This is a genomic window from Stenotrophomonas sp. CASM114 (assembly GCF_049384325.1).
GTDB classification, from domain to species: Bacteria; Pseudomonadota; Gammaproteobacteria; order Xanthomonadales; family Xanthomonadaceae; genus Stenotrophomonas; species Stenotrophomonas muris.
In genome coordinates, this window is record NZ_JBMRGJ010000006.1 from 107,995 (window position 1) to 132,907 (window position 24,913).

General features: G+C 66.5%; 19 protein-coding genes, 3 tRNA genes and 1 pseudogene. 7 read left to right on the plus strand and 16 right to left on the minus strand.

Annotated elements, in window-relative coordinates; all coding sequences use genetic code 11:
• Positions 1-138: 138 nt before the first annotated feature.
• Both VG566_RS08875 and VG566_RS08880 read left to right on the plus strand, forming a co-directional pair.
• Complete coding sequence (locus VG566_RS08875; protein ID WP_241884377.1) at positions 139-3,072, plus strand: TonB-dependent receptor; 2,934 nt, start codon at positions 139-141, stop codon at positions 3,070-3,072.
• Positions 3,073-3,082: 10 nt separating this feature from the next.
• Positions 3,083-4,678, plus strand: a complete 1,596-nt coding sequence (locus VG566_RS08880; protein ID WP_241884378.1) for an alkaline phosphatase D family protein — start codon at positions 3,083-3,085, stop codon at positions 4,676-4,678.
• A gap of 108 nt (positions 4,679-4,786) precedes the next feature.
• Here VG566_RS08880 and VG566_RS08885 read toward each other — a convergent pair whose 3' ends face one another.
• The 4 genes from VG566_RS08885 to VG566_RS08900 all read right to left on the minus strand — a co-directional run bounded on the left by VG566_RS08885 (position 4,787) and on the right by VG566_RS08900 (position 11,667).
• Positions 4,787-6,895 (minus strand): phosphocholine-specific phospholipase C, encoded by a 2,109-nt coding sequence (locus VG566_RS08885; RefSeq protein WP_241884379.1) that lies wholly within the window; start codon positions 6,893-6,895, stop codon positions 4,787-4,789.
• An 8-nt stretch (positions 6,896-6,903) separates the two neighbouring features.
• A complete protein-coding gene (locus VG566_RS08890; protein WP_164167449.1) occupies positions 6,904-9,282 on the minus strand; it encodes a TonB-dependent receptor domain-containing protein in 2,379 nt (792 codons plus the stop codon).
• A 115-nt stretch (positions 9,283-9,397) separates the two neighbouring features.
• On the minus strand, positions 9,398-10,324 hold the full coding sequence (locus VG566_RS08895; protein ID WP_014646731.1) for a c-type cytochrome: 927 nt from the start codon (positions 10,322-10,324) through the stop codon (positions 9,398-9,400).
• Positions 10,321-11,667, minus strand: coding sequence for a c-type cytochrome (locus VG566_RS08900; RefSeq protein ID WP_142234571.1), 1,347 nt, complete (start codon positions 11,665-11,667; stop codon positions 10,321-10,323). Before VG566_RS08900 ends, VG566_RS08895 begins: the two co-directional genes overlap by 4 nt.
• A 184-nt stretch (positions 11,668-11,851) precedes the next feature.
• Here VG566_RS08900 and VG566_RS08905 point away from each other — a divergent pair, with 184 nt between their 5' ends.
• The gene (locus tag VG566_RS08905; protein ID WP_241884380.1) at positions 11,852-12,970 is read left to right on the plus strand and encodes an alpha/beta fold hydrolase; all 1,119 of its coding nucleotides are present in this window, start codon (positions 11,852-11,854) and stop codon (positions 12,968-12,970) included.
• Between the two features lie 81 nt (positions 12,971-13,051).
• Here VG566_RS08905 and VG566_RS08910 read toward each other — a convergent pair whose 3' ends face one another.
• The gene (locus tag VG566_RS08910; RefSeq protein WP_032957729.1) at positions 13,052-14,191 is read right to left on the minus strand and encodes an MFS transporter; all 1,140 of its coding nucleotides are present in this window, start codon (positions 14,189-14,191) and stop codon (positions 13,052-13,054) included.
• Positions 14,192-14,375: 184 nt separating this feature from the next.
• On the opposite strand from VG566_RS08910, the gene VG566_RS08915 reads away from it, so the two are divergent.
• Both VG566_RS08915 and VG566_RS08920 read left to right on the plus strand, forming a co-directional pair.
• A complete protein-coding gene (locus VG566_RS08915) occupies positions 14,376-15,071 on the plus strand; it encodes an alpha/beta hydrolase (RefSeq protein ID WP_032957727.1) in 696 nt (231 codons plus the stop codon).
• Positions 15,072-15,098: 27 nt separating this feature from the next.
• A pseudogene (locus VG566_RS08920) lies at positions 15,099-15,338 on the plus strand (TonB-dependent siderophore receptor); the annotation flags it as partial.
• A gap of 115 nt (positions 15,339-15,453) precedes the next feature.
• On the opposite strand, the gene VG566_RS08925 reads toward VG566_RS08920, so the two are convergent.
• Entirely contained in the window at positions 15,454-16,155 is a 702-nt protein-coding gene (locus VG566_RS08925; RefSeq protein ID WP_014646736.1) for a pirin family protein, read from the minus strand.
• Between the two features lie 140 nt (positions 16,156-16,295).
• Here VG566_RS08925 and VG566_RS08930 point away from each other — a divergent pair, with 140 nt between their 5' ends.
• Positions 16,296-17,216: a LysR family transcriptional regulator gene (locus VG566_RS08930; RefSeq protein ID WP_046429929.1), complete on the plus strand. Its 921-nt coding sequence runs from the start codon at positions 16,296-16,298 to the stop codon at positions 17,214-17,216.
• Positions 17,217-17,895: 679 nt separating this feature from the next.
• Here VG566_RS08930 and VG566_RS08935 read toward each other — a convergent pair.
• The 10 genes from VG566_RS08935 to VG566_RS08980 form a co-directional block, all read right to left on the minus strand.
• A tRNA-Arg gene (locus VG566_RS08935) sits at positions 17,896-17,972 on the minus strand.
• Positions 17,973-18,004: 32 nt separating this feature from the next.
• Positions 18,005-18,081 (minus strand) — tRNA-Arg (locus VG566_RS08940).
• A gap of 58 nt (positions 18,082-18,139) precedes the next feature.
• A tRNA-Arg gene (locus VG566_RS08945) sits at positions 18,140-18,216 on the minus strand.
• The gene (locus tag VG566_RS08950) at positions 18,207-19,133 is read right to left on the minus strand and encodes an alpha/beta fold hydrolase (RefSeq protein ID WP_069117217.1); all 927 of its coding nucleotides are present in this window, start codon (positions 19,131-19,133) and stop codon (positions 18,207-18,209) included. Before VG566_RS08950 ends, VG566_RS08945 begins: the two co-directional genes overlap by 10 nt.
• The gene (gene thiD, locus VG566_RS08955) at positions 19,130-19,939 is read right to left on the minus strand and encodes a bifunctional hydroxymethylpyrimidine kinase/phosphomethylpyrimidine kinase (RefSeq protein WP_069117216.1); all 810 of its coding nucleotides are present in this window, start codon (positions 19,937-19,939) and stop codon (positions 19,130-19,132) included. The genes VG566_RS08950 and thiD overlap by 4 nt, the downstream gene beginning before the upstream one ends.
• Before the next feature lie 107 nt (positions 19,940-20,046).
• The gene (locus VG566_RS08960) at positions 20,047-20,715 is read right to left on the minus strand and encodes a YoaK family protein (protein WP_069117215.1); all 669 of its coding nucleotides are present in this window, start codon (positions 20,713-20,715) and stop codon (positions 20,047-20,049) included.
• 12 nt (positions 20,716-20,727) lie between these two features.
• On the minus strand, positions 20,728-21,234 hold the full coding sequence (locus VG566_RS08965) for a hypothetical protein (protein ID WP_014646741.1): 507 nt from the start codon (positions 21,232-21,234) through the stop codon (positions 20,728-20,730).
• Entirely contained in the window at positions 21,231-22,631 is a 1,401-nt protein-coding gene (locus tag VG566_RS08970) for a PhoH family protein (RefSeq protein ID WP_014646742.1), read from the minus strand. Before VG566_RS08970 ends, VG566_RS08965 begins: the two co-directional genes overlap by 4 nt.
• A gap of 84 nt (positions 22,632-22,715) precedes the next feature.
• Positions 22,716-23,195, minus strand: coding sequence for a peroxiredoxin (locus VG566_RS08975; protein WP_014646743.1), 480 nt, complete (start codon positions 23,193-23,195; stop codon positions 22,716-22,718).
• 91 nt (positions 23,196-23,286) lie between these two features.
• The gene (locus VG566_RS08980; protein ID WP_005409051.1) at positions 23,287-23,847 is read right to left on the minus strand and encodes a glycine cleavage system protein R; all 561 of its coding nucleotides are present in this window, start codon (positions 23,845-23,847) and stop codon (positions 23,287-23,289) included.
• Positions 23,848-24,010: 163 nt separating this feature from the next.
• Here VG566_RS08980 and dapA point away from each other — a divergent pair, with 163 nt between their 5' ends.
• Positions 24,011-24,904 (plus strand): 4-hydroxy-tetrahydrodipicolinate synthase, encoded by an 894-nt coding sequence (gene dapA / locus VG566_RS08985; protein WP_032960833.1) that lies wholly within the window; start codon positions 24,011-24,013, stop codon positions 24,902-24,904.
• Positions 24,905-24,913: the final 9 nt, after the last annotated feature.

Consider the following 24,913-nt stretch of genomic DNA (forward strand, 5'->3'; position numbering starts at 1 on the left):
CGAGGTGGCCGTGGACTGTCAGAAAAAATTCATTGAATCCGCGTTCTCCACTTTGGTGGATGCGGGCTCTTACTTGGGAGAAGCCGCTGCCGATCCGCGCAGCGGCGCCTGCTGCCTTCTCTCTTCCAAGGACCCGTGATGCGCAACACGCTCTACCTGTCGATCATCCTCGCCCTGTCTCCCGGCAGCATGCCATTGGCCTTCGCCGCCGCCGCCGATGGCCTGGAGGCGCGTGTGTCCACGCCGATCGCGGCACAGCCGTTGGCGCGTGCACTGGAGCAGTTGTCACGCAGTTCCGGGGTGCAGTTCCTGTACTCGGCCGATGGCGATGCCCGCATGGCCGGTGCGGTGCCGCGCGGTGCCACCGTCAGGCAGGCGCTGGATGCACTGCTGGCCGGTACCGGCCTGGGCTACACCGTGGTGGATGGCAATGTCATCGCCATCGATCCGGCACCGGTACGCAACGCGCCGAAGCCCGCCGCACCGAAGCCGCGCGAGGCCGAGGCGGTGGTGGCGCCGACCCTGGACACGGTGAAGGTGATTGCCGCGCACGAGGTGATCGACCAGAAGAAGACCTCACCGGTGATCAAGGATTCGGTGGTCTACGACGAAATGGACAGCTACGGCGACGAGACCCTGGCCGAGAGCCTGATGGCCGCTCCAGGCCTGAGTGCGGTGGAGGATGCCGGCGAGCCACGTTACGTGACGGTGCGCGGCGTGCAGGCCAATCTCAACTACACCACCATCGATGGCATCGCGATTGCCAGCGTGGGTGGCAGTGGCTCCGGCGAACGCATGAACAACCTGCAGCTGATTCCCAGCGACATCGGCACCCGTACCGACATCTACAAGAGCTTCAGTGCCGAGCAGGCACCGGATGCGATCGGCGGCGTGATCGACATCATCAGCCGCAGTGCCTTCGACCGGTCAGGCAAGTACGTGTTTGCCGATGTGGCAGGCATCTATTCCACCGCCGAGACCAACGTCGAGCGCAGCGCAGGCGGCAACCACGAGACCCTGGGCCACTTCGGCAAGAGCGCCAAGATGGTGTTCTCCAACCAGTTTGGTGTCGACCAGGAGTTCGGCATCGTTGCGGTGGCACGCTACGAGCAGCGTTCGCGCAACAGCGTCAAGCGCTGGGTGGAGTCGAACTACTACTACAACGACGCCGGCAAATACCTCACCGACGGTACCACGGGTCCGGACGAGGCCAAGGGCTGGAACGGGCTGCGTGCGCCTGGCAACTTCAGCACTGGCACCTATACCAACTTCATCACCAACTTCGGTGGCTCCGCCAAGCTTGAGTGGAAGCCGTCGGATGATCCGTTCTACGCATCGCTGCTGCTGTATTCGTACCGGTTCTACGAGAACTCGACGATGAACAAGACGGATCTGTACGGAAACGCCAAGTTTCCGGTCCGCAACCAGACCGAAGACAGCGGCACCACCCAGATCAACAGTATCTACATCAAGAACCGCCACGACCGCTGGGACCGCAGCAACCGTGGCGCCATCGCCAGCTTCAACTGGGACATGGGTGACCGTTCGCGGCTGACCCTGCGCGGTGGCCATACCGAAGAGACCTTCCACAACAGCCAGGTCTACTGGGGCGTGCGCGCCTATCCAAGCAACCTGTTCGTCGACTACGAGAACGACAGCCACGGATTCCCCAACGCGGTGGCCGTTTCCGATTCCAGCCTGCTGACCAGTTCCGCATTCAAGCTCAATCCGGCGCAGGCCTACGTCTCCCCGCGCGATGCCAAGGAGAGCATCGACAACCTGCGCGCCGACTTCAGCTACAACATCGACGCCGATGCGAGAGGTTTCGGCCTGGCCGCCGGCGCCGAGTACCGCCACCTGAAGATCTGGCAGGACATCGACTTCGACTACTACAAGAGCAGCGCGACACTGAACGATTACCTGTACCCGGGTTCGACGCTGCTGGGCAGCGTGCCGGGCTTCCCGCTGATCGACAACCGCAAGTGGAACGAGGAGCTGGCGCCGACGCTGGGCAGCAACAACAAGGCCTATCCGAATGCCAACTTCACCAGCGACTACAAGTACGTGGAGGACATCACCAATGCCTATGTGTCCGCGCACTACGCCTGGGATCGGCTGCTGCTGATCGGCGGCCTGCGCTACGACCACACCCGCTTCGATGCCTACAGTCCGTTCAGCGATGATGGCGGCACTACCTATACCTCCGCCTTCCGCAATACGAGTGGTGGCTACAACAACCTGCTGCCCTCGTTGAATGCAACCTTCAAGCTCACGGAGGACCAGCGCCTGCGCTTCTCCGCCAGCCGCACGCTGGGCCGGCCGACGCCGAGCAACATCGCCCAGGCCACCAGCACCAGCTGTGGCGATGACGAGGAGGGCAGGGGCTTCTGCAGCATCAAACAGGGCAATGCCGACCTGCAGCCGCGCCGTTCCACCAACATCGACCTGGCGTGGGACCTGTATTTCAACGGCAACAACGGCCTGGTCTCGGTGGCGCTGTTCGACAAGGTGATCAAGGACGACATCTACACCCTGACCACCTTCGAGGACGTGGGTGATACCCGCTACCGGGTGACCCAGCCGATGAACACCGATGAGTCCAGGCTGCGCGGCGTCGAGTTCGCGGTGGCCAACCGCAACCTGCAATGGGGCCGCCAGCGCTTCGACATGTACTTCAACGCCACGCGGCTGGAAGGCAGGACCAACTACCGCATCACCGATGGCACCGAGCGACGCCTGGACCGGCTGCTGTACCAGCCGGACTGGTCGCTCAATGGTTCGGTGATCTGGCGCATGCCGTGGAAGAACTCGCAACTGCGCCTGTCCGGAACCTACCGCAGCCGGATGCTGGTCGACTTCGGCGACACCCAGTGGCTGGATTCGTACTACGACCCGTACATGACCTTCAACATGGCCTTCAGCCACAAGGTCAGCAGGCACGTGACGCTGAAGTACGAAGCCAAGAACCTGTTCAACACCCAGCCGACCTACAGCACCGGCCCGAACGGGCGCTTCCGTACCGAGATCGACGACTACGGCCGCTTCTTCTACTTCCACATCATCTACAACTGAGGGCACAGCCGTGGAGACGATCAATCGCAGGCGATTCCTGGCCCTGGCCGGCCTGTCCGCTGCCGGCGCCTGGATGGGCACGGCACGCGCGCTGGCCGCGCAGGCCGATGCCACCACGCTGAACCCGCGCAACCTGCTGGCCAAGCCGCGCTTTGCCAGCACGCCCTTCACCCTGGGCGTGGCCTCGGGTGATCCCACGGCCGACGGCATGGTGCTGTGGACGCGGCTGGCGACGGAGCCGCTGGTGTTCGGCGGTGGCATGCCGACCCGGCCGATGGTGGTCGAATGGCAGCTGGCAGCGGACGAAGGCATGCGCAAGGTGGTACGCCAGGGTTCGGCGCTCGCGCATCCCGAACTCGGCCACGCGGTGCACGTGGAACTGGAAGGATTGGCGCCCGGACGGCCCTACTGGTACCGCTTTACCGTGGGTGGCCACGCCAGTGCAGTCGGTTGTACCCGCACGCTGCCGGCAGCCGCGGCAGCGGTGGATCGCGTGCGCTTTGTGGTGGCCGGCTGCCAGCACTACGAAGAAGGCCACTACACCGCGTGGCGGCGCATCGCCGAGGAACCGCTGGATTTCGTCTTCCACTACGGTGATTACATCTACGAAGGTGAAAGCCAGCCTGGCCTGCGGAAGATGAACGGCCAGCCGTTCACCAACCTGCGCAACCACGTCGGCCCGCAGACCTACACGCTGGATGATTACCGCCGCCGCTATGCCCAGTACAAGAGCGATGCCGACCTGCAGGCCGCGCATGCGTCGGCACCGTGGTTCGTCACTTTCGATGACCATGAAGTGGACAACAACTGGGCCGGCGCCGAAGACCAGGACGATACGCCCAGCGAAGTGTTCCTGCTGCGGCGCGCACAGGCGTTCCAGGCCTACTACGAGAACATGCCGCTGCGCCGTTCGGCATTCCCGCGCGATGGCCACATGCAGCTGTACCGGCGCGCACGCTACGGAACGCTGATGGACCTGCACCTGCTCGACACACGCCAGTACCGCAGCAAGCAGGTGAACATGGCGCTGCGTGAGGACGTGGAATCGCCGGAGCGCAGCATTGTCGGTGCGAAGCAGGAGCGCTGGCTGTTCGATGGCCTGGCCGATGCCGCGCCGCGTTGGCACACCATCGCCCACCAGGTAGCGCTGGGCAACTACATGCGCGAGAAGGACGGCGTGGTGCAGTCGTCCGATGACCAATGGTCGGGTTACCTGAACAGCCGCCGGCGCCTGCTCGACCACATCCAGAAGGTCGGCTTCGGCAACGTGGTGACCGCCTGTGGCGACGCGCACCGGCATTACGCCAGCGACCTGGTGCAGGACCATCGTGATTCGGGCGTGGTCTCCAGCGAGTTCCTTGCCACTTCGATCACTTCGGGGGCCGATGGCCAGGGCGTGGACGCTTACGCCCGCAACCAGCTTGCGCACAGCCCCAATCTGAAGGCGACCACCGACAAGCGTGGCTATGTGCTGTGCGATGTCACCCCTGATGCGTGGATCGGCGACATGAAGACGCTGGATACCGTGATGCGGCCGAACGGTACCGTGCAGAGCTGGAAGCGCTACGCGGTGGAGCACGGCCGGCCGGGGCTGCAGGAGGCCTGAGTCTACCGGTCTGCGCTGTAGAGCCGAGCCCACGCTCGGCTGCTTCTTTCGGGGCAATGCGACCGGGGCGAAAGCAGCCGAGCATGGGCTCGGCTCTACAGGGATTCTTCAATCGTGCTCGAACCGCAGCGGTTCGGTGCCCATCGCCGGGTCACTGGTGCCGGGGCGACCATCCTCGGCGCGGCCGGCCAAACGCAGCACACTCCCACCCGCGCTGATGCGCAGGTCATACCAGCCGGCGGTAGGCGTTGCATCCCACGCCAATGAAGTCTGCGCATGTGCGGGCAGCGCCAATGTCTGTTCGGGCATGTGTCCTGCATAGGCGCCGCCATGCACGCGCACCTGCTGTGCACTGTCACCCAGATTGCGCAGGTGCAGCCGCAGCTGGCCATCCGCGCGATCAATTGAAGCCTGCACGGCAGGAGTCTTGGCCGCACCCTGGAAGTGGCGGTGGAAGCCGTTCGGACCGAGCAGCCACAGGTCATAGCGGCCCTGGGCGTCCAGCGGCCAACGCTCGCGCAGCGGCATGCCCGGCAGCAGCGTGTAACGGCGCGGCACCGCCTCCAGCCGCAGCCGATCGTAGACATGCAGCACTGCCGCTGCGCCCTCGCAAGACAACGCCAGGTCAACGCCCGCGACGTCGACCGCAGCAATCGACGCCTGCGGTCGATAGGGAAGGGCACGCGCCGGGCGTACACCGCTTTCCTGTTTCGCTGGCTTCAGCCCCTCTGGCAGCGCGGGCACGGTGCGCCCCGGCAAAGCAGCGGCGCGTGCGGCCACCGCGCTCACGTCGGGCAGGCCGCGGACGAACGGGCGGGTATCGCGCTGGGCAAAGTCGAACGCAGTGCTGAGGTCGCCGCAGACCGCGCGGCGCCACGGCGAGATGTCCGGCGCGGACACACCAAAGCGGCGTTCGATCAGTCGAATGACCGAGGTGTGGTCGTACACCTGCGAATCGACCCAGCCACCGCGGCTCCAGGGCGAGATCACGTACAGCGGCACGCGCGGGCCCAGTCCATACGGGCGGCCGCGCAGTTCGGCGAAGTCGTACTTCTCATCTCCCGGTGCCGGGTGACGGTGGTACTCGCCTTCGGTGCTGACCGAGGACGCACCTGCCCAGCCACCGTCCACAGGCGAAGGCGGTGCCGGTGGTGGCATGTGGTCGAAGAAACCGTCGTTCTCGTCGAACATCAGCAGCAGGGCGGTGCGGCTCCACACCTGCGGATCGGCGGTCAGTGCATCCAGCACGCGCGCGGTATAGGCCGCGCCCTGGGCCGGGCTGGAGGGGCCGGGATGCTCGCTGCCGGCCGCGTCGGCGATGATGAAGCTGACCTGCGGCAGGCGTCCGTCGATGACGTCCTGGCGCAGCTGCGCCAGGCCACGCGTGCTGACCCCGCGTGCGCGCAGCTGCGGGTCATGCCCCGGCGCAGCGCGGTAGGCCTGGCGGAACGCCTCGAAGCCGGCCAGCGGGTTGTCGGTGAAGTTGTCGGCCATGTCCTGGTAGATCTGCCAGGATACCCCCGCCTTCTGCAGGCGTTCGACATAGCTGGCCCAGCGGTACGACGCAGGATGCCCGCCGTGCTCGGGGAAGTTGTCGTGCGAGTTGGCGATCACCGGGCCGCCGGCGCGGGCGGCAGCATCGTTGTGGCCGGTCCACAGGAACACCCGGTTCGGGTTGGTTCCGGCCTGCATCGCGCAGTGGTAGGCGTCGCAGATGGTGAAGGCATCGGCCAGGGCGAACTGGAAGGGCAGGTCGCTGCGCTGGAAGTAGCCCATCGAGTGGTTCTGCTTGGCTTTCGGCCATTGCCCCATGCGTCCGTGGTCCCAGGCCCGCTGTGCATCCGGCCAGGTGTGCGGCGTGCCTTCCACGCGCATGTAGCCGAAGTGCGCGGCGGTATCCAGCGGGAACGGCGCAATCGCGCGCTTGCCGCTGGCGTCGGGCTGCAGCCACAGGCTGCGCGCGCGGGCGCCGGCCTGCAGTGCCTGCGCCGGAGCGACGAAGCGATCGCCGAAACCCCGCACACCCGGCAGCGTGCCGAAGTAGTGGTCGAACGAACGGTTCTCCTGCATGAACACCACGATGTGCTGCAGGTCTTCCAGGCTGCGGGTCCGCGCGGCGGGGGCGATCGCGGCGGCCCGGGCGATGCTGGGCAGCAGCGGGGAAAAGCCGGCGGCAACGCCGGCCTGCAACAACCGGCGTCGGCCGATATCGGTCACGGGCTCACTCACAGGTCCACACGGAAGGAGATGCCGACGGTGCGCGGAGCGCCGATGAAGGCGTTGTCGCGGCCGTCCACCCCCGCAAGATACCGCTTGTCGGTGAGGTTGCTCACCACCAGGTTGGCACCCATGCCCTTCAGGCGCGGCGAAAGGCCCTGCAGGTCGAAGCCGATGTTCGCGTTGAACACGGTGGCCGAGGGCAGCTTGTTGACGTTGGCGGCGTCGAGGTAGCGGGTGCCCAGGTAACGGCCGGACAGGCCGAAGTTCCAGTTCTCGCCCTGCCAGTCCGCCGAGAGTACGAGGGTCTGTTCGGGTTGGCCGATCACCTTGGCGCCGTCGACGATGCCCAGCTGGGTATCACGCGCGGCATCGCCACTGCCCAGGTACTTGGAGCGGTTGTAGGTATAGGCGGCGTTGAGGCGCCAGCCGTTGTCCCAGCCATAGCCGAACGCCGCTTCCAGGCCGTTGCTTTCCACGCCGCCGAAGTTCTCGTAGACGCCGTCGGTCTCGCCCAGGTAGTCGATGCCGCTGACGAAGCCGGCCGGCAGGTAGACGATGCGGTTGTCGAACTTGATGTTGTACAGCGTGACCGAGGCGGTCAGGGGCCAGCGGCTGATGCGCATGCCCATTTCAATGTTGTCGGCGGTCTCCGGCTCGACGTTGCGGAAGCGCTGCGGGTCGATCTCGCCGAGCACGCCGGAGGGGATGGCGGCGAAGTTCTGCGAGAAGCCCGCGAACAGCTCCATGCCTTCCACGCCGGGCGCCCAGGTGAAGCCGGTGGACAGCAGCGGATCGGACCTGGAGTCGGATGTGACGTGCTCGCTGGCACCGATCACGCGGCGGCGCGACTGGTCCACGAAGAACTGCTTCACGCCGAGGCGCGCGCTGAACGGGCCGAATCGGGCCACGTCCTCGACGTAGTACATCTGTTCGTCGACCTTGTACTTGTCCTCGAACTGTACCCAGTACGGCTGGTGGTCGAAGGCGATGTCCTGGCCGACGTTGAGCAGGCGATGCCAGTCGCGGCGTGCCGAACGGTCCAGCTTCTCCACCCACAGGCCGCCGCGGATCGTGTTGTCGACTGCGCCGAAAGTCTGGCGCCATTCGACGTCGGCGGTCACGCCCATGCGGTCGTTGTCGTAGTGGGTGTGGCGATACGACTGCGCGCCCAGCACGTTGCCGGCGTAGCAGTTCGGATCGTACTCGGCGGTGAAGCCCAGGCGCGGGCTGCAGCTGGCCAGGCGCTGCGCGGCACTGCCATCGGGATTGACGAAGAAAATCTGGCCACGGTTGCTGCCGCCGTACACGCTCTTGCCACCGAGGTATTCCGACTCCGGGCGACCGGCTCCGTCATCGCTGACCTGCGCCAGATACGGTGGCAGCCAGTCGCCGCGGCCTTGCATGCGGTGCCCGTAGGCGGCCACCGAGGCCTTGAAGCCGTTGCCACCGTCGAAGGCCGCGCGCAGGTAGCCGAAGGTGTTCTCGCGCAGCGCACGCGAGCCGGAACGGTAGTTCTGGTCCAGGTAGGGAATGCCGGTGAGGGTACCGACCAGGTTGTCGCGATCCGGATTGGTCGCGAAGCCCTTCGGTGAGACGCTGGTGTACTCCGGCTCGTCCGCATCGTTGTAGGACAGGTAGCCGGTCAGGGTCCAGCGATCCAGTTCGGTGATGAACTTGCCGGCGATGTGGTCATTGCTGGTCCTGCCGCTGCCATCGATCCAGTCATGCACGCGCGCCGACGAGGCACTGACCCAGGCGCGGGTGTGGCCGCCGAGCAGGCCGGTGTCGTAGCGCACGTAGTACTTGCGTGCCTCGTTGTCACCGGCGCCGACCACGAAGCGCAGGCGGCTGTCCTGCAGCGGATCGCTGGTGAGGAAGTTGAGGGTGCCGCCCAGGGCCTCGTTCGAGCGCGAGGAGATATCGGCGGTGCCCTGGCTGACTTCCACCGTTTCCAGGTCGAGGGTGTCGATGTAGCGGTTGGCCAGCGAGCCGCCGCCGTAACCCGAGCCACCATTGGGCAGGCCGTCGATGGTGGTGCCGATCTGCTGGGTATCACGGTTGGTGACGAAGCCACGCATGCTGATCTGCGTGCCCCACACCGACGAGCCGGTGGCATCGGCCTCGCTGACCACCACGCCGGGCACTTCGTTGAGCGCGTCGTTGACGCTGCTCATCACGGTCTGCCGGTTCAGCGTTTCCGCACGCACGGAAGTCTTGGCATAGCTGGTGGCCTGACCGATCACCTGCACCTGGTCGAGGGTGCGGGCCTCACTGCTGCGCGCTTCAGCGGCATCGCCCTGCGGTGCTTCGGCCAGGGCGTCCAGTGCGGGAGCGATCAGCAGGGCAAGCAGCGAGACACGGGGAAAGCGCGCAGACGTTCGCATCGAGACCGGACCTTCAGAGCAGGGAAGCCCCGGAGTGTCGGCAGCGCCAATGACATCGGCATGACGTGGCGATGCAGGAATCGTGTTGTGCGACGGCCGGCACCCGCCGCCTGCTTCAGTACCGTGCGTCCTTGGGCTTCGGGTCACGCGGCCAGTCCTTGCCCTTGTTGGCGAAGTCCGGCCGCGGCTGGTTGATGAAATAGCCGGCGATGTCCACCGCATCCTGGTCCGGCATCACCTGCTGCCCCAGCGGCGGTGCGCGGGTCACTGCCGGTGGCATGTTGTGCTTGATGAAACCGGCCGCCTTGTACAGGCGCGCCATGCCGGCACCGATGTTGAAGCTGTGGTCGCCCCACAGCGGCGGGAAGGCGATGTCACCGCTGGCATCGCGTCGGCCTTCGCCGTTGTCGCCATGGCAGGCGGCGCACTGCACGGCATACAGCGCCTGGCCGCGGACCGGGTCCGGAGTCAGCGTGCTGTCGATGGGGCCCTCACTGGGCGCGGCCACTTTTGCACCCTCTGGCACCGGGCTGCTCAGCCACGCCATGTAGTCGAGCATCGCGCGCATCTGCGGTGCGTCCTTCGGCAGCGGCTTGCCGTTCATCGAGCGCTGCAGGCAGCCATTGATGCGCTCGGTCAGCCCGATCACCTTGCCCGGGCGCGGCATGTAACGCGGATAGGCACCGCCGCCGGTATTGAAGTAGTGGTTGCCGAACGGTCGCTTGCCCTCGGCCATGTGGCACGAATTGCAGTTCAGATCGTTGCCGACGTTGTCCGGAAGCAGGCGCGCGGTCTCGTTGAGGATGCGCCGGCCGAGCATCACCGATTCGGCATTGCCCAGGCCGGCGATCTCCTCGGCACTGGGCGCGTGGTAGTGGGCGACCACCTTGCCCTGTGCATCGAGGATATCGATCGTACTGGCTACGGCGGCATCCAGGCCCGGGTGCAGGTGACGATAGGCGAGGGTGCCCGCACCGGCCAGCAGCACCACGGTGATCGCACTACCGAGCAGCAGGCGGGAACGTTTGCGCGAACGCTTCATCGTGCGGCCTCCTGCGGAACGTAGTGCACCGGCTTGTCACGCACCACCCGGCGCATGCGTGCCACCTCGACCTCGCTCACCGCGCTGGCCTGGTTGCCCCAGCTGCTGCGGATGAAGGTCAGGATCTGTGCCAGCTGCGCGTTCGGCAGCTGCTCGAAGCCGGGCATGGTGAAGGCCATGCGGTCGTGCGGGGTATGCGGCGTGCGACCCCCGATCAGGGTCACCTGCACCAGCGAACTGGGGTCGTCGGCGAACACGATCGAGTTGCCGGCCAGGGCCGGATAGACGCGTGGCATGCCGCGCCCGTCGGCACGGTGGCAGGCCTGGCAGTGCTCGGCATAGGCCAGCGAACCGGCCACGCGATAGTCGCCACTACGCAGCGCGGCGGTGGTGGTGTCGGTACCAGGCGACCACTGCGCACTGCGTCCCTCACGCGCCGGCAGCTGCTTCAGGTAGCGCGCCATGGCCAGCAGGTCAGCGTCGGACAGGTACTGCGTGCTGTGCTCGACCACGTCGGCCATGCCACCGAAGGCTGCCGATCGATCGGTGCGCCCGGTGCGCAGGAAGTCGACGATCTCGCCCTCGCTCCAGCTGGCCAGGCCGGTCGATTCATTGCGCAGGTTCTTCGCATACCAGCCTTCCAGCACCGAGCCGGACAGGAACTGGCGGCTGCCATCGTCGGCCATCGCCTTCTCCTGGAACGCCAGCCCACGTGGTGTATGACAGGCGCCGCAGTGGGCCAGGCCCTCAACCAGTTCAGCGCCACGCTGCTGGCCCACATCCAGCGACGGATCCGGGTTGAAGCTGCGCGGGCGCGCGAACAGCAGCTGCCACCATGCCAAAGGCCAGCGCATGTTGGCCGGCCATGGAATCGTGCTGTCGGCGTTGCTTTGCTTCACCGGCTTCACCGAGCCCATGAAATAGGCATACAGCGCCTTGATCTCGGCATCGCTGGCGATCACGTACGAGGCATACGGCATCGCCGGATACAGCGGCTGGCCGTCGTGGCGGATGCCGCGGCGGACCGCGCGTTCGAAATCGGCGTAGTCGTAGGCACCAATGCCGGAGTCCGGATCGGGGGTGATGTTGGTCGAATAGATCGTGCCCATCGGCGTCTGCATGCCCAGGCCACCGGCGAACGGCTTGCCGCCCGGCGCGGTGTGGCAGGCCGCGCAGTCGGCGGCACGTGACAGGTAGCGCCCCTGCGCGATCAGCGCCGGGTCGTGGATGTCGACCTGCGCGGTCTGTCGCGGTGCGAACCAGTAGGGCGTGCTGCGGGCGATGCCGTAGGCGGCGGCCACCGTGGCGGCCAGGGCAATGGCGAGCTTGAACGAGATGCGCATGGCGGCACTGTGGGCACTCCCGGGCGCGCGTTCATTGATCCGGATCAATGACTGAACGGATACAGCTTTTACACCAAACTGAATCGTTCCTGCGTTGTCATCAAGCCGTCATCCGTGCGCGATAGATGGCCGGTCTATTGGGCGTTACCGTCCCAATCTGTCTGATTCACCCCTATGACGTGATATGAAGCGCCTGCTGCTGTTGTTGCTGGCGTGCGCCGGCCTGTGGCTGGCCGCATGCTCATCCTCGATCAACGCCTCGTCCACCTCACTCGCCGATCAGCTGATCGCGCCGGGCGGCGTGTCGACCCTGCTCGATCGTCCGCGCATCGCCGCGGCCATCGCCGAACTGCCCAACCGCCATGGCTTCGCGGCGGGCCGCGATGGCGTGCCGATCTTCTGGCGCGTATTCGATCCGGGCGACTACGGCGCGCGTTACCGCTACCTGCCGCAGCGCCACGAGAACGGCCTGCCGCTGGATACCGGCCTGAGCCTGGCCGTGCCGCAGCCGTTCCGCGCGCAGGCGCCGCGCGGCACCGTGGTGCTGCTGCATGGGTGGATGATGAACGGTGATTCGATGCTGCCATGGTCGCTGCAGCTGGCCGAATCCGGCTACCGCGTGGTCACGCTCGACCTGCGCAACCATGGCCAGTCCGGCACCGGCCCGTCCGGCTATGGCACCTATGAGTCGGATGACGTGGTCGATGTGATCGGCGAGCTGCGCGCGCGCGGCGAAGTGACCGGGCCCCTGTACCTGTTCGGTGTGTCCTATGGTGCGGCCACGGCGGTGTTCACCGCCGACAAGCTGGGTGACCAGGTCGAAGGCGTGGTGGCGATGGAATCGTTCGCCAATGCCGGCGTGGCGATCCGCACCATGATCCCGCACCTGATGGGGCTGCAGCCGGAAGGCCTGAAAGCGCAGGCGGTGGCGTCGTACGCGCGCTGGCGCTACGGCGGCCAGGACATCAACCAGGTGATCGCCGCCGCCAGCCGCCGCATCGACGTCGATCTGGACCGCGTGGACGTCGCGCGTGCGTTGGCCGATACCCGCGCCTGCGTGCTGTTGCTGCACGGGCAGGGCGACCAGCACATTCCGGTCAGCCAGGGCCGCGAACTGGCCCAGGCCAACCCGCGCGCGCACTACATCGAAATGCGCGGCGAGGACCACATCACCCTGCCGCTGCGGCTGGACCTGCTGGCGGGCGTGGTCGATGACTGGATGGCGCGCGACGAGCACCATCCGCAGAGCGCGTGCCCGGCACCGCAGCTGCCGGCCCAGGCGGAGTGGCTGACGCGCAGCTGAGAAAAGGGGACGGAGGGGATTAAGTCGTTTCCAGGCCAGGTGTGCGGGAAACGACTTAATCCCCTCCGTCCCCTTTTTCTGTCAGGCCACGCGTCGTGCCAGTGCGCGGGCAGACGCCGCGACGCCGAGCAGCAGCGCGGCCACGCACAGGAAGGCGAAACCGAGGCTGGTGGCATGCGCCAGTGCGCCGATCGCTGCCGGACCGGCGAGGATGCCGGCGTAACCCAGTGTGGTCACCGCGGTGATGGCGATGCTCTCCGGCATCACCCGCTGCTGGCCCGCCATCGAGAACAGCGCCGGCACGATGTTGGCGCAGCCCAGCCCGACCAGTACGTAGCCGGCCAACGCCACCGGGAACGAGGGCACCAGCGTGGCCAGGGTGAAGCCCGCCGCAGCGGTGATGCCGCCGATGACCAGCGTGCGGGTCCGGCCGAGGCGCTCGACGATGCCGTCGCCGAACAGGCGCATCGCGGTCATCGCCAGGGTGAACAACGCAAAGCCGGCCCCGGCCTGGTCGCGCGGTACCTGCCGCACTTCCGCCAGGAACACCGCACTCCAGTCCAGCATTGAGCCCTCGGCAAGGAACACCACGAAGGCCAGCACGCCGATGAACAGGACCACGCCGTGCGGCAGCGCCAATAGCGGGCCTTCGTGCAGGATCCGTTGCGGACGCCAGTGCGGTGCCGACAGCACGGCAACCAGCAGCAGCGCGGCCACCGAAAGCAGCGCGGCCAGCCACAGCGGCGTGCCGAGGATCAGCAGCCCGGTCATGCAGCCGGCGCCGACGAATCCACCGATGCTGTAGAAGGCGTGGAAGCCGGACATCATCGCGCGTCCGGCGTCGCGCTCGACCGCCACGGCCTGCATGTTCATCGCGCAATCCAATGCACCGACGCCGGCGCCGAACACGAACAGCGCTGCGCCCAGCGCCACGGGCGAGGGTGCCAGCACCAGCAAGGGCAGGGCGCCCAGCATCATCGCGCAGGTGATCACCATCACCCGACGGCATCCCAGCCGTCCGGTCAGCGCACCTGCCAGTGGCATCGCCAGCAGCGAGCCGAGCCCGAGGCACAGCAGCACGGCGCCGAGGCTGGCGTCGGACAGCCCGGCCTTGGCCTTGGCGTAGGGGACCATCGGTGCCCACGCGGCGGTGGCGAATCCGGGAATGAAGAAGGCGGCGCGGGTGGCGTGCTGCTGGGCACGTGGGGATGAAGGCGTCATGCTTGATGCGAAGCTCCGGGAGAGCTCCATGAAATCGTTATCAGGCCAGGTCGGCAAGTGCCATGCATGACATCAAACGACGCATACGATTGCAGTGACCCGATTGCGTCACCAGCGATTAACGCCACGCACGGACAGTGGCTGCACAGTCGGCATTCCGCCGGCCGCTGCCGGAGACCTGTACATGAGCACGACACCGACCATCCTCCTTGTCCATGGATTCTGGGGCGGGGCCGCACATTGGGCCAAGGTGATCCTGGAACTGCATCGCAACGGCCACGACCGTGTGCAGGCGGTGGAACTGCCGCTTACCTCGCTGGCCGACGACGCAGAACGCACCCGGAAAATGATCCGGCAGATCGACGGGCCGGTGCTGCTGGTCGGCCACTCCTACGGCGGCGCGGTGATCAGCCAGGCCGGTAGCGAGCCCAACGTGAAGGGCCTGGTCTACATCGCTGCCTTCGCGCCTGATGCCGGCGAGAGCCCCGGTGGCATCACCCAGCAGCACCTGCCGGAGGCAGCGCCGAACCTGGCACCGGACAGCGATGGCTACCTGTGGCTGCGTGCGGACAGGTTCCATGAGAGCTTCTGCCAGGACCTGAGCGCCGACGAGGGCCGGGTGATGGCGGTGACCCAGAAGGCGCCGTTGGCGAGCACCTTCGGTGATGCGGTCAGCGATCCGGCCTGGAAGCACAAGCCGAGCTGGTACCAGCTGTCCCGCCAGGACCGCATGATCGCGCCGGACAACCAGAAGGCCATGGCCACGCGCATCCAGCCCAAGCGATTGCTGGAGCTGGATGCCAGCCATGCCTCGCTGGCCTCGCAGCCGAAGGAAGTGACCGCGCTGATCCTGGAGGCCTGCGCCGCCATCGGCGGCTGAGCCTGCGCGGCGCGTCGCACCGCACGACAGGATTCCACCTTCGGCGAGATCACCAACCCGGCCACGCAGGCCAAGGTGGTACATCGCACCCAACCGTATTGGTTGCTGGATGCGATGGCGCGTTATGAATTCAGTGATCGCCTGTCGGCCACGCTCAACGTCAACAACCTGCTGGACAAGCGCTACTACACGATCTTCAGCTGGTACAGCACCTACACCTGGGGTGAGCCGCGCAATGTGCGGCTGGCGATGACGTACAGGTTCTGACGCGGGTCCTGTAGAGCCGAGCCCGCGCTCGGCTGGCTGTCACACCGCAGCCGAGCGTGGGCTCGGCTCTACGGAAATGCGCCCGCGATGCTTTGCGGCATCGCGGGCGTTGTGGTTACAGCGGCAGGTCGAACACCAGCACTTCGGCGTCGTTGCCGTTTTCCAGGGTCAGCTGCGCTTCGTCGCTGACCTGCAGTGCATCACCGGCTTCCAGGGTGATGCCATTGACCTGCAGCTGGCCTCGGGCAACCTGCACATAGGCACCACGGCCATTGCCGAGCGCGTGGTGCAGCTTCTGGCCGCCATCGAGGATGGTGGCGAAGATGCGGGCATCCTGGTGGATGCGCAGCGAACCGTCGGCGCCGTCCGGCGAAGCGATCAGGCGCAGCTGGCCGCGCTTGGTCTCCGGGGCGAAGTGGGTCTCCTCGTAGGACGGCGTGATGTTCTCGCGGTCCGGGAAGATCCAGATCTGCAGGAAGTGCACGGTCTCGTCGGCCGAGTGGTTGAATTCGCTGTGGCTGACACCACTGCCGGCACTCATGCGCTGCACGTCGCCGTAGCGCAGCACCGAGCCGGTGCCCATCGAGTCCTTGTGCTCCAGCGCGCCGCCCAGCACATAGGAAACGATCTCCATGTTGCTGTGGCTATGGGTGCCGAAGCCCTGGCCGCCGATCACCTTGTCTTCGTTGATCACCCGCAGCGGGCCGAAGCTGACGTAGCGGGGGTCGTAGTAGTTGGCGAAGGAGAAGGTATGGCGCGAGGACAGCCAGCCATGCTCGGCCAGGCCACGGGTAGCGCTCTTGCGGATCTGCAGCATGATGGAATCTCCTTGTTCGATGGTTTCGATGGGGCGGGGTGAGGCGGGAGTTGCCGTGTTTCCCCGTTGGAGAGAAGTATCCGCTTGCGCCCGGGGTTTGAAAAACGGATAGTTTTGACGGCCATCATCGAAAAATTCGAATGCTCAAGCTCAGCCTCGATGCCCTGCAGATCCTGGATGCCATCGACCGCCGCGGCTCCTTTGCCGGCGCCGGCAAGGCCCTGCACAAGGTGCCCTCGACCATTTCCTACACCGTGGCCAAGCTGGAGGAGGACCTCGGCGTGCAGCTGTTCGACCGGGTCGGCCCGCGTGCCGAACCGACCGAGGCCGGACGCGCCCTGCTGGACGAGGGTCGGCATCTCCTGCGTGCGGCCCGCGAGCTGGAGCTGCGGGTGCGCCGGGTGGCGTCGGGCTGGGAGACCGAACTGACCCTGGCGGTGGACTCGGTGTTCCCGACCTGGCTGCTCGGCCCGGACATCGCCGCGTTTCGTGAAGCGGAGGCGCCGACCCGGCTGCGGCTGATCGGCGAGGCCCTGTCCGGCACCTGGGAGGCCCTGCTGGACCGGCGCGCCGACCTGCTGGTCGGGGCGCCGGGCGAGGGGCCCAGTGGCGGTGGTTACGTGGTCGAGCCGCTGGGCACGGTGGAGTTCGTGTTCGCGGTCGCACCGGATCATCCGTTGGCCAAGGTGCCGGGCGTGCTCGGTCGCGAGCAGCTGGTCGAGCACTGCGCGATCGCCGTTTCTGATTCGGCGCGGCGGTTGCTGCCGCGCACGGTGGGCCTGTTGATGGGGCAGGAGATGCTGACCGTGCCTGACATGGCCAGCAAACTGAAGCTGCAATGCGAAGGTGTGGGCTTCGGCTTCCTGCCCGAGCCGTGCGCGCGCGCTGCAGTGGCGCGTGGCCAGCTGGTGATCCGCGAGGTGGAGGAACACAAGCCGGAGGAAACGTTCTGGCTGGCCTGGCGCACCGGCGAGGACGGCGCGGCACTGCGGTGGTGGCGCGAGCGCCTGCGCAGGCCGGAGCTGCTGTCGCAGTGGTGGCAGGCAATGGCCAAGGGGTAGGGGTTTGGCAGGGCTGCGCCCTGCACCCGCCGAGGCCAAAGCAACAGCAACAGCAACAGCAACGGCAACAGCAACAGCGTGCATTCCGTGAGGTGGCGGGTTGGGTCCGGCTGCGGGAGACGCTGCAAGTACGTCCATGTAAGCTCGGTCGCCGCATCCATGCGGCTCACGCCCCCGCAACCGGACCCACCCCGCCTTCGACAGTTTTCCGCGATCTGTCGGAACGGCGTACTGCTCTGGTAGGTGTCGACCTTGGTCGGCACGGTGGATCCACGTCATGCGTGGATGAATTCACTCGATATCTGACAGATGTGTCGACCAAGGTCGACACCTACCAACAGCCGCGTGAACCTGTCGAAGGTCGGGCGGTGTCGGAGTGCGGGGTGTCAGCCGCATGGGCCCGAGGCATGCCTCGGGCGGGTTGGGCAGGACGCCCAACCCCGGTCTTGCCGTGTGCGCAGGAAAGCGCACACGAGCAAGCGGCTGCCAAGCCTGCATGGACGTACTTGCGGCGTCCCCGCACTCCGACACCGCCCCGCCAACCTACGGAATGCGTGCTGCTGCTGTTGTCGTTGAGGTTGCCGGCCAGCGGCCGGCACTACCAGGGGTGCAGGGCGCAGCCCTGCCGAAAAACACGCATAAAAAAAACAGCAGGCCGAGGCCTGCTGTTTCGGTGTAATGGTGCGCCCGGAGAGATTCGAACTCCCGACCGCCTGGTTCGTAGCCAGGTACTCTATCCAACTGAGCTACGGGCGCCAATTACATAAACTTGTTGTGCTGACTGTGTATGGTGCGCCCGGAGAGATTCGAACTCCCGACCGCCTGGTTCGTAGCCAGGTACTCTATCCAACTGAGCTACGGGCGCGCGGTACACAATCAAATTTTACTGCATTTCCAGCGGCGGATGCTGAAAACCTGTCGAGTGGTGCGCCCGGAGAGATTCGAACTCCCGACCGCCTGGTTCGTAGCCAGGTACTCTATCCAACTGAGCTACGGGCGCCCTGCGACAGGAGCGGAATTATGCGGATGTCGGCGCGCACCGTCAACAGTTTTGTGAAAATTTTCATCCAACTGAATGAAAAAGCGGTCCGCCACAGCGTCAGGGGCCTTCAGCCAAGCGAAATGATCGGCACGCGTGCCCAGTTCCTGCGCCGACAGCACGCGCAGCTGCGCGTCCACATTCGGCAGCTTGGCCAGCAATGTCTGCATCGATCCGGTCGGTGCCAACCAGTCGTGTTCCATCAACACCGCCTGCGCGCTGCCATGCACGCGCGCCATCTGTGCGTCGAGGTCTTCGTCCATGCCGGCCGCGGCATAGTGGTTGTTCAGGCCCACGCGCGCCCAGTCGGCGATCAGTCCGCGCGCTTCGGTGCCGCCGAAGCCGAGGCGCCGGCCATGCAGCACGCCTTGGCGCTGTGCGATCCACGGCAGGAAGCGGTAGACCAGTGGCAGCAGCCAGCCCCGCGGTGGCGGGAAGCCGCGCCAGAACGGTGAGCCGCTGGCCGCCAACCACAAGCGGTTGAAGTGCTGCGGATTGCGGCCGGCATGCACGCAGGCCAGCTGACCGCCGAGGCTGTGGCCACCGATGATCCAGGGCAGCGCGCCGGCCTCGTCATCCGCCGCGACAAGGACCGCCTGGCTGGTGGGCAGATCCTGTTCGAGTACCTCGCGATAGCCCCAGTCCTGCGTGCGCGACGGCCGCAGTGAGCTGCTGCCATTGCCGCGCCACTCGTGCAGGTACACCGCCACGCCCTTCGCCGCCAGCGCCTGCGCCAGCGGCAGGTAGTGGCGCGCGGCCACGCCCAGTGCAGGCAGCCACAGCAGGCGCGCGATGGGCTGTGCAGGCACGCAGGCAATCACTTCGTAGCGATGGCCATCAGCGCACTGCACGGCGAGGACGTCCGGTGTGAGGCTCATGCGTGTGGTGCCGCGCCGAAGTGATCGAGCACCAGCACCTCGCTGCGGCCGGGGGCATAGCCCTGCTGCAGGCCGCGTGCAACGTAGTCGATACCGGCTTCGCAGGCATTGGCCAGGCTCAAGCCGTTGCACAGTTGCGCGGCGATGGCCGAGGCCAGCGTGCAGCCGGTGCCATGTGCGTCCAGCGGCAGGCGGGCATGGATGAATTCTTCGCTGCTGACGCCGTCGAAGTAGCGGTCGATCACGCGGTTGCCTTCCTGCAGATGGCCACCTTTGAGCAGCACCGCACCTGCACCCAGGTCGAGCAGGGCGGAGGCCGCCCGTTCGGCGTCATCGCCGTTGCCGATCTTCCGTCCGACCAGCAGCTCTGCTTCCGGCGTGTTCGGGGTGATCAGCGTGGCCAGCGGGATCAGCCGCTCGCGCATCGCCTGCAGGGCGCTGTCTTCCAGCAGGCGCGCGCCGCTGGTGGCGACCATCACCGGGTCCAGCACCACGTGTGGCGGGTGATGGCGCTCCAATGCATCGGCGACGGCATTGATCACCTCGGCGTTGGCCAGCATGCCGAGCTTCACCGCGTGGATGTCGAAGTCGTCGAAGCAGGCGTCCAGTTGCGCGCGCAGGAAATCGATCGGCGGCACATGCACGGCGATGACGCCGCGGGTGTTCTGCGCGGTCAGTGCGGCGATCGCGGAGAGGCCGTGCACGCGATGCGCTGCAAATGCCTTCAGGTCGGCCTGGATGCCGGCACCGCCGCCGGAGTCGGAGCCGGCGATGGTGAGGGCGGAAACGGGAGTGGTCGGGCTCATCCAGCGATTGTGCCGTGGTCACCGTAAAGGCGGTAGCGTCGCCGCTGATAGATGGGGTCAGATCCCTTTTCCGCAGGAAAAGGGATCTGACCCCCGGAGCGCGGCCCTCAATGTCGCCAGCGCGCCCACTGCTGGTACAGCACATAACCCAGTCCGGTCAGGCCGGTCAGCAGGGCCGGGGCGAGCAGGGCGTCGTACTGCCAGCGCACGAACAGCCAGGCGCCGAGGATGCCGCCGGCGAGGAAGCCGCTGATGATCAGGCCGCTGAGGGTCAGTCGCCGTACCTGCAGTGGCAACCCGCGCAGCAGGTGGCCCAAGCCGATGCCGAGGTCGGTGAACATGCCGCTGAGGTGGGTGGTGCGCACCACCGCGCCGCTGAAGGTGGTGGCCATCGCATTCTGCAGGCCGCAGGCCATGGCAGCAGCCAGTGCACCCCATATCTGGTGCCGTTCGAACAGCGGAATGGCTATCAGCAACAGTGCTGACTCCAGCGCCAGCGCCACGCCGTAGCGTCGGCCCAGCTGCAGGGTGCTGTCCTGGATCAGCAGGCCGCTGAGCATTGCCCCCAGCGAGAACGCGATCAGCAGTCCCCACAGGTGGCCGACCGCGCGCCAGTCACCCTGGGCCAGTGCCATGCCGAGCTGGCTGGTACTGCCGGTCATGTGGCTGACCGCCTGGTGCTCGAAACCGAGGAAGCCGACCACGTTGACCATGCCGGCCACGCACGAGAGCGCGACCGCGCCGATCCAGACCCAGGTGGGCAGGCGTATTCCCATCGGCGGGGCCCCTCAGGGCCCGCCGAAGCCGCCGTTGAACTGCAGCTCGCTGAAGGTGTTGCTGGCCGGGTCGAACACCGCGCCCCAGAACTGCGCGCCGCCATCGCAGACGCGGATCGCTTCGCGGGCCGGATTGATGCCGCTGTCGTCGGGCAGGTGGAAGGCATTGATGTAGATCAGCCGTCGGCCTGCGCTTTCGATGCCGACGTACTGCCGGTCAAAGTCGAGCACCTTCGGCACCTGGGCCTCCAGCGAGGACAGATTCGCTTCCAGCTGGTCGATCTGCTGCCGGCTGGGTGCCCAGTAGCCGCTGACCCGCCCGGCCTCGCGGCCGGGGCTGGGCCGCGAGCAGGTGTCGAGCACCTGCGCGGCGATGATCGGGCGGGTGACCACCCAGGACTGGCCGGTGCGCTCGGCGGTGGGCACACTGGCCGGGCCGCGCGTAGTCGTGCAGGCGCCCAGCACGGCTGCGAGGGTGATTGCAGCCGTGGGCAGCAGCAGGCGGGTGCGGCGGTTCACAACACCTCCGAAGCGTAATCGGCCAGGCGCGAACGCTCGCCACGGCGCAGGGTGATGTGTGCACTATGCGGCCAGTTCTTGAAGCGATCCACCGCGTAGGTCAGGCCCGAGGTGGTCTCGGTCAGGTACGGGGTGTCGATCTGCTCGACGTTGCCCAGGCAGACGATCTTGGTGCCGGGGCCGGCGCGGGTGATCAGCGTCTTCATCTGCTTCGGGGTGAGGTTCTGCGCCTCGTCCAGGATCAGGTAGCGCGACAGGAAGGTGCGGCCGCGCATGAAGTTCATCGAGCGGATCTTGATGCGGCTGGCCAGCAGGTCGTTGGTCGCCTGGCGTCCCCACGTGCCGCCTTCCTGGTTGTGCGTGAGCACTTCCAGGTTGTCGGTCAGCGCGCCCATCCACGGCGTCATCTTCTCTTCTTCGGTGCCGGGCAGGAAACCGATGTCCTCGCCGACGCTGACCGTGGCGCGGGTCATGATGATCTCGCGGTAGCGCTGCTGGTCCATCGTCTGCGCCAGGCCGGCGGCCAGCGCCAGCAGGGTCTTGCCGGTGCCGGCGGTACCCAGCAGCGTGACGAAGTCGATCTCCGGATCCATCAGTGCGTTGAGGGCGAAGTTCTGCTCGCGGTTGCGTGCGCTGATGCCCCACACGGCGTGGCTGCCGTGGCGGAAATCATCGACCAGCGACAGCACCACCTTGCCGTCACCGACCACGCGGCTGACGCGCAGCTCGACTTCATCTTCGCCGGGCAGGTAGACGTACTGGTTCGGGTACCACTCCTCGCCGTCCTGCGCCTGGATTTCGTAATGGGTACGGCCCTTGTCGCTCCAGCTGCGCAGGTCGTCGCCGTGGCGCTTCCAGAAGTCTTCCGGCAGCTCGGTAGCGCCGGTGTAGAGCAGGCTGAAATCGTCCAGCGCGCGGTCGTTCTCGTAGTCCTCGGACACGATGCCGGCGATGGCGGCCTTGATCCGCAGGTTGATGTCCTTGGAGACGAACACCACCGGCAGGTCGGGGGTTTCTTCCTTCAGGGCCAGGATCGCGCCGAGGATGGCGTTGTCCGGGATCACCTTGCCGAAGCTCTTGCCGGCGTCGAAATGGCTGGTCTGGAAGCGCAGCTTGCCGGCGCTCTGCTTGCCGCGCAGCTGCAGCCCATTCGGGCGCTGCAGCGGAATGCCGTCGGCCAGGTTGTCCAGGCCGGAGGCCTGCACCAGCTCGTTGAGGAAGCGGCTCACCTGGCGGGCGTTTCGGCTCGCTTCGGAGGTGCCCTTCTTGCCGTTGTCCAGCTCCTCGATCACCTGCATGGGCAGGTAAACGTCGTGCTCCTCGAATTTGAACAGCGCGGTCGGATCGTGCATCAGCACGTTGGTATCCAGCACGTAGATGCGCTTGCCTCGGGTCATCGTCGATTCCTGGTTACGGACAGGGAAAAACCACCACGGCCTGCTGCCGGGCAGGGTGATGGCAGACACAGTAGGCAGTGGGACTCACTTGGACTGGGAGGCCTTCAGTTCGGCGAGAACGGCATCGGCATGGCCGGCGACCTTGACCTTGCGCCAGGACTGCACGATGCGGCTGTCGGGGGAAATCAGGAAGGTGCTGCGTTCGATGCCACGTACCTGCTTGCCGTACATGTTCTTCATCTTGATCACGTCGAAGGCGCTGCACAGCGCTTCGTCGCCATCGCTGACCAGGGGGAAGCCGAAGCCCTGCCTGGCACAGAAATTGTCGTGCGACTTCACCGAATCGCGCGAGACGCCCAGCACGACCGCGCCGGCCTTCTTGAACTTCGGCAGCAGCGCGTTGAAGTCGATGCCTTCGGTGGTGCAGCCGGGAGTGCTGTCCTTGGGGTAGAAGTACAGCACCAGCCACTGGCCGGCATAGTCGCCGAGGGTGGCCTGGTCGCCACCGGACAGCGCCAGCGGCAGGGAGAGGGTGGTGCTGTCCAGGGTATCGCCGTTGTTCATGAGGTCCTTCTGTCGAGCCTGGGTTCTTTCCAAGACAATTGCATGAAACGCCACGCGCCCGTGAGAGGCGCGCGAAAAATCAGGAATTCATTCAGAACTTCATCGGGTCCATGATCGCGTCCAGGTTCAGGTGGTCGCAGAACTCAAGGAAATCGTCGCGCAGCGCGGCAATGTGCATGTTGGCCGGCACGCCGATGGTGACCTGTGCACTGAACATTTCCGCACCGGTCTGCATGGCGCGGTAGCGCGTGCTCTGCAGGTTCTCGATGGTGATGCCCTGGCGGTCGAAGAAGTCGGCCAGCTGGAACAGGATGCCCGGCTTGTCGGCGGCGATCACTTCGACGATGTACGGCAGCAGGTTGGACTGCGCCTGCTTGGCGGCGGTGCGGTACCAGACCAGCTTCAGGCCCTCCTCGCGCTCCAGCCGGGTCAGCATCGCCTCGAGCTTGGCCACCGAGTCCCAGGAGCCGGTGGCCAGGGCGGTGACCGAGACATCGCGGCCGACCGTGGCCAGGCGTGCGTCCACCAGGTTGCAGCCGCTGTCGGCGATGCGGCGGGTGACGGACAGCAGGGGGGACTCCGGATGCGTCGTATAGGCGTTGATCAGGAGGTGGTTTTCGCTCGGCGCGGGGCGCGGGGTGGTGTCGGTCAAGGCGATTCCGGGTAATGCATGCGTGAGTCTGAATGCCCGCCAGAGGCGGGGATCCACCGGTGTCCAGCATACTTGCCCGTGCTTTCGCGCCGCAAGTAACATTCAGGCCGCCCCCAGCCTTTCGTGGCGGGCGTTTCCCTTCCCAGCCAAGAGCAGCACGTCCTTGTCCCTTTCCGGCCTCATCACCGCGCTGGCGACCCCGTTCCGGGCCGACGGCGCCCTCGATCCCGATGGTTGGCAGCGCCTGCTGCACCTGCAACTGGAGGGTGGCGTCCATGGCGTTGTCGTGGCTGGCTCGACCGGCGAAGCGGCGACCCTGACCGATGCCGAGTACGACCAGCTGCTGGCCAGCGCCGTCGAACGCATCGGCGGCCGCATTCCGGTCATGGCCGGTACCGGCCTGTCGGGTACCGCCAAGACCATCGAACAGACCCGCCGTGCCGCCGCCCTTGGCGCCAGCCACGCGCTGGTGGTCACCCCGCCGTACGTGCGGCCGACCCAGGCTGGCCTGATCGCGCACTACCGCGCGGTGGCCGACCAGGGAGGGCTGCCGGTCGTGCTGTACAACGTGCCCGGCCGTACCGGCTGCGACATGCAGCCGGAGACCGTGGCCGAGCTGGCCAGCCACCCCAATATCGTCGGCATCAAGGAAGCGGTGGGTGACACCGGCCGGGTGCAGGCGCTGCTGGCGCTGCGCAGCCCGACGTTCGCGGTGCTCAGTGGCGACGACGGCACCGCCGCGCGTTCGATCCGGGCCGGCATCGATGGCCTGATCTCGGTCGGTTCCAACGTGCTTCCGGGCGCGTATCGCCGGATGTGCGAGCTGGCTGCCGCGCACGACCACGAAGCCACCGAGTCGTGGGACGCGCGCCTGCATCCCTTCCATGATTTCTGTGGCGTCGAACCCAACCCGATCCCGGTCAAGGCGCTGCTGCGCCGCATCGGCATCGGCCATGACCTGCGCCTGCCGCTGCTGCCGCTGTCGGCAGCACATCATCCCGCGGCCGACCACCTTGCCGGCGACATCGCCGCCCTCGAAGCCCTTTCCAGCCACTGACCTTCCGTC